The sequence below is a fragment of the Zhongshania aliphaticivorans genome, from assembly GCF_902705875.1.
Classification (GTDB): domain Bacteria; phylum Pseudomonadota; class Gammaproteobacteria; order Pseudomonadales; family Spongiibacteraceae; genus Spongiibacter; species Spongiibacter aliphaticivorans_A.
This window is the reverse complement of record NZ_CACSIK010000001.1, coordinates 446,542-462,197: the sequence shown is the minus strand read 5'-3', so window position 1 is coordinate 462,197 and position 15,656 is coordinate 446,542. Positions and strand designations below refer to the sequence as shown.

Sequence of the window (15,656 nt, the reverse complement as noted above, 5' to 3'; positions counted from 1 at the left end):
TAAGTCGAGTGCACCCCTTCGCGGGCCAGGCATCTATAGCCTGCGCTCCAAACCAAACCAAACCATTCTGAATTCCCTAGAGTGACGACGAAAAGAGAAGAAAGAGAGGAAATGCCAAGATCAGTGTTTGCTGCTAACGGCCAACAGGCGCGCTTATTCTTCCTATACACCAGTTTTCACTGAGCCGGATATCAAGCAGTTCGATTAGCAAATTTATATGAGGGGATAAAACTGACTGGATAAAGATATTCGCAACAACAGTTCGTATCTGAAAAATGACCCGCTACAGATTGTGTCTCAATGTATTGGTTTTCGGGCCTACTTCTACTCTAGGTCTTTGTAAAACAGACACAGGGCAACTCCTTTTGACTTGGAGTTGCCCTGTATTTTTACAGCCATCTCAAAGATAGTACTAATGTGTGGCTAGCACTTAATTAGATAGCTATTGCTTCGCCATCATCTCGTGTAATTACAATGGTCGCACTGCGGGGTCTATGTCCAGCAATCCCATCCTGTAATGCATTACCACTAGGGCTAGGCCAGTTGCTTTGGATATCATTCAGATCGCCCCTTTCACCTGGGTGCTGGATATTCACAAACATCGTTTTATTATCGGGCGTCATATCTACACCGGTTATTTCACTACCAGGTACACCGACTAGAAACCGTCGTAAACTATCACCAGGTGTGGCGCCAGAATAGGTCGTGACACTTTGGCCATCGGCACCCCCGACAGCAACTTCACTGCCATCACCAACCGTACCCGGAACACCCGCAAGCATCATGCAATTGGTGACATCAGTGTATGCCCCATCGTCAGTTTGTAACCATAATAGACCGCGCTGATCGAACCATAATCCATCGGGAGATGAGAAGTCATTGCTGTCATCGAGCCCTGAAATATTCACCTGTGGATCGGTATAGGCTGCGCGAGCACCAAAGGCATAAATATCCCACGTAAAGGCATCACCACTTTCTTCTTTCCAGCGAATGACATGACCGTTGATATTCCCATCCGCTACACTGGGATCGCCTGTTTCGTCGTAGCTACGCGGATTGGCAGCGTTGCGCGCTTCAGAGGAGCCGCCGCCTTGACCACGTCCACTGCTGGAGCTTCTACTATTGGTGAGTGCAAAATAGACTTCGGAATTGGTTGGGTTTACACCACCCCATTCAGGGCGATCCATTGGCGTAGCACCAGCTCGGTCAGCCGCGATGCGGGTGTGTATGGCAATTTCATCAGCACTCATACCTTGTAGTGCTGCATTATCGCTTGTTAATGGCAGCCATTCGCCACTGCCATCGTCGTTAAATTTAGCGGCGAAAAGAGTGCCTTCATCGAGGTATTTGTCGCCGACTTCGAGAGCGCCATCAGCATCTGCTGCGTCCCAGTTTTGCGCAGAAACGAATTTGTAGATGTACTCGTTGCGCGCGTCATCGCCGGAGTAGCAAATCAGTGGTTGTCCTTCAACAGCCGGTGCAAACCATGCACCTTCATGTGAAAACCGACCGATAGCGGAACGTTTTTTAGGTGTTGAATCAGGGTCATAGGGGTCGATTTCAACAATATAACCAAAGTGGTTAGGCTCATTGCGATAGTCTGCCGTCGCCGTTTCACCCAGTTTAGAAGCATTGAAACGAGACTGTAGTGCTTCTGCACCGTCTGCTTTATCCCAATCTTTGTAATTGAACAGGCGTGTTCCGGAGTACATACCGTAACGAGTCAGCTCGTCAGATTCGCTGCTTTCATCATCCAGTGTAAAGTAAGCAAAAAAGTTTTCTTCTCCCGAGAGGTAAGTTCCCCAAGGGGTCACACCATTTCCGCAGTTATTGATGGTGCCAAAGGTGCTGATGCCATCGTTCGATAAAGCCGTTTTAAGCAAAGGAGAACCGCTTGCAGGCCCAGATATTTCCATGGCACTGTTGACGTGCCAGCGCTTATTAAGTGAAGAGCTTTTGTCTACAGCCCACTTGTTATCGGTCTTGCTAATTTCGATGACGGCAACACCAATTGCATACTGCTCTTTAAGGACTTCGGCCATTGGACGCATACCATTGTCATCAACGCTAGGACCATTTTTATGGAAGTATACTTCAGTGATTTCCTCGTGGTTTACTGCTAACAAGCCGTGATCAGAGGTGCTGCTGCCTTTGGGCAGAGGAAAAAATGCCATCGCATCGTGATGATCCCCTGAGCGAAGATCCCAGTTACCGTCGTCTTCGCCATCGTTTTGGTATTCACTTAAATCTGCACTCAGCGGATCGCCCAAGGCATAGAGCACGTCAGCTGAATAGCCAGTAGGTAATACGACTCGATCAGCTAGACTTTTTGATACTGCATCAAAGCCGAGCTCTACTGGGGTATCGTCCCCGGAGGAACCATTACTATCGCTACAACCCGTCAGGCCCAGAGAGCCCAGCAAAGAAACAGCAGTCACAGAAAGACCACCGGCGAGTACTTGCCTGCGACTTAAACGCAGCTGAATAATCTCGTCGATACTCGTGTTACCTGAATTGTTGCTATCTTCTACAGGATGATTACTCACAATTCTCCCCCTCCATTAGTGTTAACTATTGGGGAAAGATAGTAGACACGAATTATTGCCGTAATGTGACGTAATTATTAAGCAGCAAGAAAATCAGCCTTAACTAGGCTTTGTGCGTCAAATGTGACAGAACACGATAATGGTCAACAGGGCATTTATTATTCCTGCAGGTATTATCTAGCGCGCAACGCACTGCCCATTTTATAGCACAGCTACCATGAAGCAGCCGATCAACATGTTGAATATGGATGGGCCCCACCCGATGCCATCTCCCAGATGCTTCTTGCTATACCCATGTGGCTGTTATTTGAAGTAGGAATTATTTTCGGAAGATTGGTGAAACAAAAACCCTCTGAAGATAATAACGATAGAAACGAATAAAGCCCTGAATCAATAATCATCAGGGGGAGCATCGTATCCAAAAGCGAGGTTTTCAAAACGGGTGTGCTTACCAATAAAGCTAAGTCGAGCAGTACCAATCGGGCCGTTACGCTGCTTGCCTATGATAATTTCGGCCATTCCCTTGTCGGTGGACTCTTCGTTGTAAACTTCGTCACGGTAGATAAACATAATGACGTCGGCATCCTGTTCTATCGCCCCAGACTCCCGCAAATCCGAATTAATCGGCCGCTTATTTGGGCGCTGCTCCAACGCACGGTTAAGCTGAGAGAGAGCTACCACTGGGCACTCAAACTCCTTGGCAATGCCTTTCAAGGAACGCGATATTTCTGATATTTCAGCTGTACGGCCTTCGCTACTTGTCCCCGCCACCTTCATTAATTGAAGATAGTCGAGCATAATCATGCCGATACCACCATGCTCACGAACAATTTTACGCGCACGGGAACGAACTTCCGTTGGCGTCAGTGCCGGTGTATCGTCAATAAATAAAGGCCGGTCCTTTAGCTTTGCCACCGCAGCACTGAGTTTGGGCCAATCCTCTTCTTCGAGTCGACCTGTTCTAACTCTTGTTTGGTCTATTCGACCTACCGAAGACAGCATTCTCATCATCAGCTGATTGGCTGGCATTTCCATACTGAACACCAGCATTGGCAATTCACTATTAAGCAGCGCGTTCTCAACCAAGTTCATGGCAAACGTGGTTTTACCCATAGAGGGTCTTGCCGCAACAATGATTAAATCCGACTTTTGTAAACCCGATGTCATTTCATCAAGCTTTTCAAACCCCGTCGTTAAACCTGTAATGGCATCTTCGCTACTAAACAGCTCGTCAATTTTATCAACGGCTTGCTTTAGCAGAGGAGTTATCGGTGTAAGACCGCCCGTTTTGGGGCGCTCTTCAGAGATTTGCATGATAGCCCGCTCGGCCTCATCCAGAATCTCATCACTGTTACGGCCCTCGGGATTAAAGCTATTATCTGCAATCGCATTTGCAGCACTAATTAATGAACGGAAGGTTGCTCTCTCTCGAACAGCCTGAGCATAGGCGCGAATATTCGCTACAGAAGGGGTATTACTCGCTATATCAGCAAGATAAGCCGCACCTCCAACCGCTTCAAGCTCGCCCGATTTAGCGAGGGACTCCGCCAGCGTTACAACGTCTATCGGTTGCTCAAGCTGAACCAGCCGTGTCATCTGGGCAAACACCTTACGGTGCTCTGGACGGAAAAAGTCGCCCTCCCCAACCACATCGGCCACCGAGTCCCAGCCTTCATTCGCGATCATCAGACCGCCAAGCACTGACTGCTCGGCCTCAACGGAATGTGGCGGCAATTTTAGCTGGGCAAACTCGCGCTCATCGTCAAAGTTTGGCGGAGAATCAGGGTATACGTCAGGGTGCACAGGACCGTCACTAAGTATTGTAAGATCGAACATTGTGGCAAAAAAAAAGCACGGCCGCTACAAACAGCGATCGTGCTTTTTCGTCATATCATAAAATTATCAGACATGACCTACCTCAGCGACTACACACTGAGACAAATTATCTAAAGCAGTGAATCAGTATTATTCAGCAACTACTGAAATACTAACTGCCTGTACCACATCGCTATGAAGCTGAATCGCGACTTCGTAATCACCTAGATCACGAATTGGCCCCTCAGGCATACGCACTTCGCTTTTGTTAACTTCAACGCCAGCGGCTGAAATCGCATCAGCAATATCGCGAGTACCGATAGAACCGAATAGCTTTCCACCATCACCAGCATTTGCACCAATACTTACTGCCAGCTCAGCCAATTTAGCGGCACGGCCATCAGCAACACCGCGCTTCTCAGCTGCAGCAGCTTCTAAGTCTGCGCGACGAGTCTCAAACTCAGCAACATTTGTTTTCGTGGCTGGAACCGCTTTTCCAAATGGAATTAGGAAATTACGACCGTAACCAGATTTAACATTAACCTGGTCACCCAGATTGCCAAGCTTGCCAATTTTCTCTAGTAGAATCACTTGCATGGTTCTTACCCTCTTAAATACGCCGACATTTACGTTACCTCACTGTGCTGGAGGAACAGGCAAACGCCGTCTAATATCAATCCAACTATCCACAATCGCTGCTAATATCAAAGCCACCCAAAGCGGCTGTAAAATAAACAACGCTACGTAAAAAACTATTAACCAAACGCGGCCTAAACCCAAACGGCCAACCACACCATGTATCAACGCCAAGCCGGCAATCACAATGGGCATAACACACATAATTGCCCAAAACCGATAATGACCACCAATTTTGCTTAACAATAACATCACAGCTACCAAGCCGATCATTACTGTAGGGGACAATCTTAACTGCCACATTTCCACGCGAAAACCGCCTGGGTTGTATAACAGTGACTGCCACCAGCGCGCCAGCATTACGGCCAACACACTCCACAAAACGGTGCTAACACCGATCAACGCCGCCACATCTCCTGTCGTAATTTCAGGAAAAGTTCCCGGCGCAGATGCCTGCATTGTCTTCAACATTGGCTGAACTAGTTCAAGCACAGATGCCAAATAAGCGTTTGCAAACTGCAAAAGCAGTAAGGCTGAAAACAAGCCTACTGCCACCGCTGTAATTAGCGCACTAGCCCATTGTTGCGTGTTACGAAGTACAAGGGCTGTTACCGAGGCCCCTAGCAACATAGTCAACGGGCCAACATCAGCGCCAATGGTCGCTACAGCTATAGCGGGTAAAAGCGCCCAAAAAACAACATAAGCACCTTCAGCCAAACCTTTGCGCAACAACACCAAAACCGCTGCTGCTACACCAACCCAAGCAAACACGAGCGTACCAACACCCAAGCCTGCAACGGCTAATGCCTGCAAGCGCCCTTTCATAATAAATTCAGCTAAGGCGCGCATGGTATAACGTCGATATCTTACTTGTGACTATCTGTATAAGGCAGCAACGCTAAGAAACGCGCGCGCTTAATTGCAGTAGACAATTGACGCTGGTATTTAGCATTGGTACCAGTGATACGACTAGGTACAATTTTGCCTGTTTCAGAAACATAGGCTTTCAGGGTTTCCAAATCTTTATAATCGATTTGGCTAACACCTTCCGCAGTAAAGCGGCAAAACTTACGACGACGGAAAAAACGTGCCATAACTACTCTCCTAACTAAATCCGCTATTATTCAGCTTTTTCTTCTGCCGCTTCGGCATCAGAATCGCTATTGTTTTCAGCTGTTGACTCAGTTGAAGAGTCTTCACGGCTGCGCTCAACACGTTGCTCACTGCGGCTACGGCGCTCACGGCTTTCTTTTTCCGCTTTCATGATTGGAGACTCTTCAGTCACCGCATCATCGCAACGAATAATAAGATTACGCAGTACAGCGTCGTTATAACGGAAGTTAGTAGTTAATTCTTCCACAGCTTCAGCAGAGGCTTCAGCATTGATCAGCACATAGTGTGCCTTGTGGATTTTATTGATGGGATACGCTAGTTGACGGCGGCCCCAATCTTCTAGACGGTGAACTTTACCGCCATCTTTTTCAATGGCTTGCGTATAACGCTCAACCATACCTGGTACTTGTTCGCTCTGGTCAGGATGGACCAAGAACACTATCTCGTAGTGACGCATTTTTCAGCTCCTTACGGGTTAAGCCACCCTTTACGGTGTGACAAGGAGGACAACTCTGCCTTATAAAGACGGAGCTACCATAAATCAAGAGCGCGGATTTTATGCAAGGCAGCGATCAGATGCAAGCAATTAGCATATTTATTAAACAATTTTACTAAGGCTGACGCTGGCGAACCACTTCAAAAAGACAGATACCCGTCGCCACAGACACATTTAAACTGCTAACCGAGCCCGCCATGGGTAGTTTGGCCAGATAATCACAGTTTTCGCGGGTAAGCCGGCGCATTCCTGCACCTTCTGCACCAAGCACCAAGGCAACTGGGCCTTTCAGGTCGCGCTCATACAATGAAGATTCAGCTTCCCCCGCCATACCCACCACCCAGATACCGGCCTGCTGCATCTGCTGCAAACTACGGGCTAAATTTGTCACCTGAATAAACGGCACGACGTCCGCCGCACCACAAGCAACCTTAAACACCGTCGCCCCTAAACCTACAGAGTTATCTTTGGGGGCTACCACCGCCGTCACCCCAGCCGCATCAGCGCTTCGTAAACACGCACCCAAATTATGTGGATCAGTGACACCATCAAGTACCAAAATTAACGCAGCACTTCCTGCCGCCGCCACTAAATCAGGTAAATCTTTTTCCCGGTACTCCAAGGCAGGTTCCGCTAACGCCACCACTCCTTGATGACGACCTTCAACCATCTTATCCAGCTCTTCACGAGCACGCTGGACAACTGCTATTGAGGCAGATGCCGCCAAGCTCAATATTTCTTGTAAGCGCTTGTCGCCACGACCGCGCTGAACATAAAGATTTTTTATCCGCTCAGGATTACGCGCCAACACCGCTTGCACGGCATGAATTCCAAATATTTTTTCTGTCACAATACTTTGCTCTACCTACTACGACGCTTACTGGCAACACCCGACTTACGTGCGACCGTTTTTTTAGCCTTCGCAACAGTACTTGCCCCTTTTTTTACCGCAACCTTTTTAGCAGCAGCATTTTTCCCAGTCGCTTTCTTCGCAGCAGAATGAGAAGTCGCTTTTTTTGCCACGTCAGTTTTCGCATTACGGCGTTTAGACGAAGCCTTACCCGCAGAAGCCTTACCCCGCGCTGGCTTAGAGCCAGCTCCCGGCACTATACCTTTTGCCAAGGCCTCGCGAACCGATGGTTTTCTACGCTTAGTCGGTTCTCCAGTCGGCAAAGCCAAATCTATTTTCCGCTGATCAAGATCCACCCCCATGACCTGCACTCGTAGAGAATCACCAAGCTGGAAGGTACGACGTGTTCGCTCACCAATAAGTCGCTGATGCGCCTGATCAAACTGATAATAATCTTGCGGAAGTGCAGAAATATGTACCAACCCTTCTATATAGAGGTCTTTAAGCTCAACAAACATCCCAAAGCCGGTAACTGCGGCAATAACACCTTCAAACTCACTACCAACATGCTCCTGTAAAAATTCGCATTTCAAAAATGCCATCACATCTCTACTGGCATCATCTGCTCGCCGCTCAGCCATAGAACAGTGCATGCCTTGGGCAATCAACGCTTCCATATCGTAGGGGTAGATTTTTTTCCGGGCCAACGCAGGGGCGCCTTCTACTTTATGAAAGCACTTGGCAGCATCACCGCCACCGCTACGCACCAAATAACGCAAAGCCCGGTGTACCAATAAGTCAGGATAACGACGTATTGGCGAAGTGAAATGAGTATATCCAGTATAATGCAGACCAAAATGCCCCTCGTTATCAGGCTGATATACCGCCTGACTCAAAGAGCGAAGCAGCATGGTTTGTATCACCGCTGCATCCGCACGCTCACCCAAACTGGACAATAATAATTGGTAGTCTTTAGGACTTGGCTCCACCCCACCACGCAGGCCTAGGCCAATTTCCTGTAAAAACTCCCGCAGATTAGTTAATTTTTGTTCGCTTGGGCCATTGTGCACCCGATACAAAGCCTCTAAACCCGCTCGCTCCAAGGCTTTTGCTGTAGCAACATTCGCACACAACATACATTCTTCTATTAAACGGTGAGCATCGTGCCGACGAATAGGGACAATGGCATCAATCCGCTTTTCATCACTAAACACAATGCGTGTCTCTACCGTTTCAAAATCAATAGCACCACGCTCCGAACGCGCCTTACGAAGCGTGTGGTACAGCGCATGCAAATCTTTTAATTGCGGCACGAGATGATGATGCTTTCCACTATCGTACGAAGGATCAACATCCTTCAGCCCCAAAAGGGCACCCACTTCGTTATAGGTTAAGCGTCCATGAGATCGAATCAAACCTTCGTAAAATCGATACCCACTTAGCCTACCAGCCGCGCTAATCGTCATTTCACAGACCATGGTTAAGCGGTCCACATCAGGCTTCAGCGAACACAAACCATTAGAGAGCGCTTCTGGCAACATCGGCACAACTCGATCTGGAAAATATACCGAGGTTGCACGTTTGTGCGCCTCTTCATCCAGCGCCGACCCTACTTGGACATAATGAGAAACATCAGCAATAGCCACCCACAGCCGCCATCCACCAGACTTCTTAGGCTCACAGTAAACCGCGTCATCAAAATCGCGTGCATCTTCACCATCAATTGTCACAAGGGGAAGCTCACGCAAATCAACTCTGTGCTTTTTATCTTTAGTCGCCGGCTCAGACCCAAAACGGCGCGCTTCTTCCTCTACGGCATCAGGCCACTCAAAGGGAATATCATGACTACGAATTGCTAGCTCAGTAGCTACACCCACGGTACGGCGATCACCCAAAACCTCGATGATTTTACCGCGAGCCTGCTTCCGTGCAGCAGGTTGCTGGGTAATCTCTACCATGACGTAGTCGCCCTCTCGGGCACTACCCACATCGGCGTCATCCAACGCCAACCAATTCTGAATACGAGTATTTTCCGGAACGACCTGCGGTAAACCCCGATGCATCATCAACTTACCAACAAGCTGAACTGTATTATGCTCAACAACCTCAACAATAACCCCCTCGCGACGGCCACGATGATCGACACCGGTTACCTCAACTTTAACGAGATCGCCATCAAACACTTGCTGCATCTGTCGATTAGCGAGATACACATCCTCGCTCTCACCATCAATAATGACAAAACCATAGCCATCTCGGTGTCCCTGAACCGTTCCCTGCATGGCGTCGCCGCTGCTGATTGCACGCAACCTACCACGGCGCCCCTCGATAATTTGCCCGTCGCGAAGCATTGCCTTTACTCGGCGGCGCAAGCCCTCTTCCTGATCTTCGCCTTCCACCTCCAACTGTCGTCGCAATTGAGATAGGCTCAAACCATTATCAACATCTTTAAGTTGCTCGAGAATGAACTCGCGACTTGGAACGGGATTTTCGTAGCGCGAAGCCTCGCGCTCGGCATGAGGATCGGGGAGATTACGGCGTTTAGCCATTCAATCGGGTTTCCTATTTGAAAGGGTTTAAAAACTTATCTGCTAGTGTAACGCAACCGTTGACAAAAATACTTTCTATCAGTAAATTGCGCGCCTTGGCATCACTCGGCCCAGGTGGTGAAATTGGTAGACACGCTAGCTTCAGGTGCTAGTCCTCGCAAGGGGGTGGAGGTTCAAGTCCTCTCCTGGGCACCAAAACTCAAGCCCCCAAAGCAATTGTAAAACCCCTCAAGCAATCTCGCCAACTGAAATCGCTATTACCGCGCATCACTACCAGCTTTGCTAGCAGTTAACTATCAATACAACGCATTTCTTTTATCGCAAGATCCATTTTATCCCACTGAGCAAACAACATAGCAAGGCGCTCTGACTCATTCTGCGGAATATCCGCCGCCGCAACCCGCCAAAATCGCAATCGGACCGTTGCATCCAAGCAACTTCCATTAAATAATTTCACAAAACTCGCCGACCCTTCAAACCCGGTATGAGCACAAAACAATAAGTCCTTTTGTGGCGCATCACGCATTAACGCTAAAACCCCTGCAGGTCGCGGCGGCAACACATATTGCCAACGCTCAGCACGACGTAATGTGTCACTATCACCAGCAATCTTTAAAGCCTGAATAATGCGCTGACGCTTATTTAATGAAAAGCGCGTCCCTTCGACATAAATTACCAGGCTTTCCTGATCAGAAGCACCCGCTGCCAATCGCTGCAAAGCAGCCAGCTCAGCACTCATATCTTCTGCTACGCGATCAAGAAAAACATTAGGTAAACGGCCTCCAACAATATCTAAACATGGGTCTATCAGCAGCTCTTTTTTTAATACATAACGAACACGAAAGCCCTGCGGGATAGCATAAAAGGACACGGGGAAAATAGTGTCGCCAATACTGCAGTGCCTAGGAAGTAGAATGGCCGCCGAGCCAGATAAGGCATCACGGCCTTCAATGACAAATGTTAAGCGGAATATTTTTTGTGCTGCGCGTCGAAGTGTATCCGCCCACCAAAATTGCAAGCGACTATTCGCCGCCAAATAATCAGCCTGCCCTACACCCAAAACACGGTATCTTAGCCAAAGCGCAAAACTAAGAACAATACCTATGCATTCACAAAACAGATACACCAAAATAAAACACAGACAGCGTGGTGCCGCCCTTGCGCCACTCAAAAAACAAGCTAAGAGCAGACTTAAGGGAAACCATAAAAAAATACTAGCCACCATCACCAATAATAAGACGAAAAACAAAGGTATCGTCACTGCGCGGCGCCAAATAGTGTTGCGAGTAATTGCCATATTCTTACTCAAGTTGTTATTTCACTGCATAAGCAAGCAAAACAGCTCGCTAAGGTTTAATGAATAATAGGTCAACGACACGATTACGCAAAATACACTCACACTATGAGCTCACTCAGATACACACCAAATGAAAATCATCATAAATAGCTTATCAAGGCACCCAAGCCATAGGGCAGCCAAACAGGTATTATGATCATTTACGGGCTCGCCTTGCTCCCACAACTTTAATGACAGCAAACATATGCAGAAACTCATCCTCATTGGCGGTGGCCACACAAACGTCCAAGTTCTTAAATCATGGGGAGAGAAACCCATTCCAGGCGTTGCCGTAACACTGATTTCCACCCAACAGCAGACGCCATATTCGGGCATGCTTCCGGGGCTCATTGCGGGCCATTACACGGCGAAAGAAACCCATATTGATTTAATCAGCCTCTGCGCTTTCGCGAAGGCAGAGTTTATTCAAGGCAGTGTGAACCACATTGACCTTGTTAATAAAACCGTATGTATTAGCAGTGGAGACCCAATCGAATTCGACCTTCTTGCCATTAATAGCGGGATAACACCAAACATAGATATAGTGGGCGCAAAGGAATTCGCTACAACCGTTAAGCCAATCAGTGATTTTTACCCTCACTGGCAACACGCTGTACAAGAACTTCGTGATACACACTTATCCAAATCTATTTCTGTTATTGGCGGTGGCGCTGCAGGTATTGAGTTAATACTGGCTATGCACCACGCCATCACTCAAGATCCGAGCATCCAGCAAGAGGTTGAGCTTCATCTAATTTATCGTAGCAATGAGCCGATTAAACACTACCCCAAAAGGATCAAAAAGCATGTTTACGCCGCTCTGGAAAAGGCAAAAATCCAATTACATAAAAATTGTGATGTGACCCGTCTAAGCGAAGGACATATTCACTGTGCAGACACATCGACACTCAAAAGTGATTATATATTTTGGTGCACCAATGCCAAGGCACCTAGCTGGCCCGTCAGCTCAGGGCTGAGCACTAATCAAGATGGTTTCATTGCTGTGGATGACACTCTGCAATCACGTAGCCATGACTTTGTTTTTGCGGCTGGGGATGTCGCCCAGCAGTATCAAAACCCACGCCCCCATGCTGGTGTTTTTGCAGTGCGGCAAGGACCAACTTTATTCAAAAATCTACAGGGGAAATTGCTAGGCAAACGCCTAGAGCAACATCGCCCACAGCACCACTTTTTAAGCATACTCGCACTTGGAAATAAAAAAGCGGTTGCACATCGACACCTCTGGCCAGCACTCTATGGAAGCTGGGTGTGGCGCTGGAAAAATTCTATTGATCAACAGTTTGTCTCTAAGTTTTCCGATCTAAACTAACACCACATCAACTTGCTCAGATGTAAACAACTGCAGACCAACAATACTACATCACCCACACCAGCAACGGCTTGTTTCAAGACCAAGATACTGATGCCACACTTAAACCAAAATAGTCAGGACAAAAACGACAATACCAGCACCACTCAACAGCAACATCTTGCGCTTATACAATGGCGACATCCAGCCCAAATACAAGCCGCTCAACATAATCAACACCAAGGCTATGGCAAATAATTTTTCATATAACTTATAAATAGCAGGACCATGACCTTTATGTAACTCCATCATTGCGGCCTGCAAATTGGGATTCACTTCTTCTACATTCACACCCGTATCGCTTTGCCGCAACGTATAATTCCTGCCACTGGATGGACGCGTATAAAAGTTTTCACCACGCACCCTTACTGACTCAACACGGGCATCCACATTTAATGTCGCCAAGATATTTAAAACATCCACCCTCAATGTCTTACTGTTTGCATCCAATTTTTCACCCGCAACATGGCCTATATGCGTACGAGTCACCTCGCCTTTATAGTCCATCAAATACAAGCCACCGGAGACCGCCATAACAATGACGACAGGTGCAAAAAAAGCCGCTAGATAAAGATGGATCGAAACAAATAATTTACGTGACATAAAACCTCGCTTTAAAAAAGATACCAACAACTTACTAGAGACCAAAAGTCCCAACAAAGTTGCGCAGCTATTCTCGTACAGGGAGCGACAGTGCCGCTATTATCACTTACTGGAACCCAATCATTAATGAAGCGATTTTCTTCATTATCACAGCTCGACGAAAGCCCTAAGATGATTACCAGCAATATTACAATACAAGCCAGAAATCTGCCCCACCCAATATTTCAGCGGTCGGCTTTACCCACCCAAAACAGCTACTCCAGTGGGCATACTAACACTCAGAAGCAAAGGCTCGATGATGCAAGTCAACTTGTCGATCGATTTATTTAGCTTGCCAATATTGCGTGAACCACTAAAACTATAAATTACAGGCACTTTGTATTAACTGAATTTAACCGCCACTTGTTGCGTTCACTAAATTCAATATAACTAGCTGCGACAAAGTGCCGCATCTCGTCACCATCACTACCGGCAAGACACGGGTATACTTAGAATTCAATAACACGGCGAACAACACTACATTCAAAATGGCATTACAAAAACTGGGAGCAAACCCCAACACCGCCAATTTACGCGGTCTTTGTATTATTAGAAGTCTGGTTATAGCTGGGCAAGTCGGCACTGTATTCTACGCCGAAGCCCAGCTCGGCTGGCTGCTTCCCTACGTTACGCTAAAACTTCTGCTTGGCGCTATTTCTGTGTTTGCGTTATTTAGCTGGTGGCGAAGTTTTCGTAGCTGGCCAGTAACAGATATCGAATTGTTTGTTCACTTGTGCGTAGATATTCTTGGCTTTAGCGCTGTACTTTATTTCTCAGGTGGCGCCAACAACCCCTTTATTTCCTATTTATTAGTGCCACTATGTATTTCGGCGGCCACCTTACCCTGGGCCTACGCATGGACATTAAGCGCGCTAGCATGCTCCGCGTACAGCCTACTTTTATTCTTTTTTATTCCTCTTGAAGCAATATCGCCGCTACACCACCAACATGAAGCCTTGCCTAACACCCATATTATAGGAATGTGGGGTAGCTTCCTTGTTAGCGCACTGCTGATTAGTTATTTTGTTTTTAAAATGGCGCACCGACTTCGCCAACGCGAAGCAGAGCTTGCTCGTAGCAGGGAGTACCGACTCCAAGACGATCAATTATTAGCAGTTGCTACCCTAGCCGCGGGAACAGCCCACGAACTCGGCACACCACTATCCACGATGAAGGTCATCTTGGAAGACCTAGCCGACCAGCAAGATCCTGAAAATGCAGAGGACATTACGCTACTTCAGCAACAGCTTGACCAGTGCAAAGATATTTTAAGTAAATTAGTCAGTACCGCTCGCGATCTTAGCGAGAGCGAATTTATCACGATCACGGCCAAACAATATTTATCAGAATTAATCGAACGCTGGCAAGTGTTGCGCCCCGCTTGTGAGCTGACATCAAAGATAAGTAATGACACTGCCACCATCTCTCTTCATTTAGATGGCACGGTCAGCCAAGCAATACTTAATTTACTGAATAATGCCGCCGACGTTAGCCCCAACAATATTTCATTAGAAGTACGGCATACAAGTAGCGATCTTATCTTTGCCATTAAAGATCGTGGCCCCGGCCTTAGCCCACAACAGGCGAACTTGTTGACCAAGGCGTTTGTTAGTACCAAGGGCAAAGGCAGAGGCTTGGGTTTATTCTTGAGTCATGCCACCGCAAACCGCTACGGTGGCACGCTAAGCTGGCAACAGCGTGAAGGCGGCGGAAGCCATGTCGAACTTCGACTACCGCTAAGCAAAATAAGCGAGGGAGCATGAGCGAAAACAACAACAAATTTTTGTTAGTAGATGATGATGTCACCTTCACCACAACACTCTGTCGATCATTAAAGCGTCGGGGATATGTTGTTACTGTCGCTCACAGCGTTGATGAAGCCTTATTGTGCTGCCAGACCTATACACCAGACAAGGCAGTTATCGACCTTAAACTAGAAACCAAATCCGGCCTCAGCCTTATTCCGGTGTTGCGCAATCGCTTTCCGAATTTAAGAATGATTGTCTTAACTGGGTATTCCAGCATTGCCACAACGGTAGATGCTATAAAAATGGGCGCAGAGAATTACTTACAAAAACCCGCCGGCACAAGAGAAATTCTTGCCGCATTTGACAATCAAACCACCACGGAAGACACCCAACTTGATTCACTCAGCCCACCTTCTCTAGACCGAATCGAATGGGAACACATTCAGCGAGTTCTGACTGAACACAACGGCAATATCTCAGAAACCGCCCGTCAACTTGGCATGCATAGACGCACCTTACAACGTAAACTCCAAAAACGGCCCGTCAAAACTTAGCC

The 15,656-nt window shown here is 47.4% G+C and carries 13 protein-coding genes and 1 tRNA gene; 4 read left to right on the top strand and 10 right to left on the bottom strand.

Annotation, left to right across the window (positions count from 1 at the left end; translation table 11 throughout):
* Positions 1–434 precede the first annotated feature (434 nt).
* The 8 genes from AELLOGFF_RS02165 to rnr form a co-directional block, all read right to left on the bottom strand.
* The gene (locus tag AELLOGFF_RS02165) at positions 435–2,546 is read right to left on the bottom strand and encodes a PhoX family protein (RefSeq protein ID WP_159267127.1); all 2,112 of its coding nucleotides are present in this window, start codon (positions 2,544–2,546) and stop codon (positions 435–437) included.
* Positions 2,547–2,936: 390 nt separating this feature from the next.
* On the bottom strand, positions 2,937–4,382 hold the full coding sequence (gene dnaB / locus AELLOGFF_RS02160; protein ID WP_159267126.1) for a replicative DNA helicase: 1,446 nt from the start codon (positions 4,380–4,382) through the stop codon (positions 2,937–2,939).
* 129 nt (positions 4,383–4,511) lie between these two features.
* Positions 4,512–4,958, bottom strand: a complete 447-nt coding sequence (gene rplI, locus AELLOGFF_RS02155; RefSeq protein WP_159267125.1) for a 50S ribosomal protein L9 — start codon at positions 4,956–4,958, stop codon at positions 4,512–4,514.
* 39 nt (positions 4,959–4,997) lie between these two features.
* The gene (locus AELLOGFF_RS02150) at positions 4,998–5,846 is read right to left on the bottom strand and encodes a hypothetical protein (protein ID WP_159267124.1); all 849 of its coding nucleotides are present in this window, start codon (positions 5,844–5,846) and stop codon (positions 4,998–5,000) included.
* A gap of 17 nt (positions 5,847–5,863) precedes the next feature.
* Positions 5,864–6,091: a 30S ribosomal protein S18 gene (gene rpsR, locus AELLOGFF_RS02145; RefSeq protein ID WP_103682882.1), complete on the bottom strand. Its 228-nt coding sequence runs from the start codon at positions 6,089–6,091 to the stop codon at positions 5,864–5,866.
* A 26-nt stretch (positions 6,092–6,117) separates the two neighbouring features.
* Positions 6,118–6,567, bottom strand: a complete 450-nt coding sequence (rpsF, locus tag AELLOGFF_RS02140; RefSeq protein ID WP_159267123.1) for a 30S ribosomal protein S6 — start codon at positions 6,565–6,567, stop codon at positions 6,118–6,120.
* Between the two features lie 154 nt (positions 6,568–6,721).
* Positions 6,722–7,456, bottom strand: coding sequence for a 23S rRNA (guanosine(2251)-2'-O)-methyltransferase RlmB (gene rlmB, locus AELLOGFF_RS02135; RefSeq protein ID WP_159267122.1), 735 nt, complete (start codon positions 7,454–7,456; stop codon positions 6,722–6,724).
* Positions 7,457–7,467: 11 nt separating this feature from the next.
* Positions 7,468–10,005: a ribonuclease R gene (rnr, locus tag AELLOGFF_RS02130; protein WP_159267121.1), complete on the bottom strand. Its 2,538-nt coding sequence runs from the start codon at positions 10,003–10,005 to the stop codon at positions 7,468–7,470.
* Positions 10,006–10,113: 108 nt separating this feature from the next.
* Here rnr and AELLOGFF_RS02125 point away from each other — a divergent pair.
* Positions 10,114–10,200, top strand: a tRNA-Leu gene (locus AELLOGFF_RS02125).
* Between the two features lie 94 nt (positions 10,201–10,294).
* Here AELLOGFF_RS02125 and AELLOGFF_RS02120 read toward each other — a convergent pair.
* Positions 10,295–11,302, bottom strand: a complete 1,008-nt coding sequence (locus tag AELLOGFF_RS02120) for a 1-acyl-sn-glycerol-3-phosphate acyltransferase (RefSeq protein ID WP_159267120.1) — start codon at positions 11,300–11,302, stop codon at positions 10,295–10,297.
* 244 nt (positions 11,303–11,546) lie between these two features.
* Here AELLOGFF_RS02120 and AELLOGFF_RS02115 point away from each other — a divergent pair, with 244 nt between their 5' ends.
* Positions 11,547–12,671, top strand: coding sequence for an FAD-dependent oxidoreductase (locus tag AELLOGFF_RS02115; RefSeq protein WP_159267119.1), 1,125 nt, complete (start codon positions 11,547–11,549; stop codon positions 12,669–12,671).
* 102 nt (positions 12,672–12,773) lie between these two features.
* Here the strand turns inward: AELLOGFF_RS02115 and AELLOGFF_RS02110 are convergent, their stop codons facing one another.
* A complete protein-coding gene (locus AELLOGFF_RS02110) occupies positions 12,774–13,313 on the bottom strand; it encodes a PepSY-associated TM helix domain-containing protein (RefSeq protein WP_159267118.1) in 540 nt (179 codons plus the stop codon).
* A gap of 443 nt (positions 13,314–13,756) precedes the next feature.
* Between AELLOGFF_RS02110 and AELLOGFF_RS02105 the strand changes: the two genes are divergently transcribed.
* Entirely contained in the window at positions 13,757–15,115 is a 1,359-nt protein-coding gene (locus AELLOGFF_RS02105) for an ATP-binding protein (protein ID WP_159267117.1), read from the top strand.
* Positions 15,112–15,654, top strand: a complete 543-nt coding sequence (locus AELLOGFF_RS02100) for a response regulator transcription factor (protein WP_159267116.1) — start codon at positions 15,112–15,114, stop codon at positions 15,652–15,654. Before AELLOGFF_RS02105 ends, AELLOGFF_RS02100 begins: the two co-directional genes overlap by 4 nt.
* Positions 15,655–15,656: the final 2 nt, after the last annotated feature.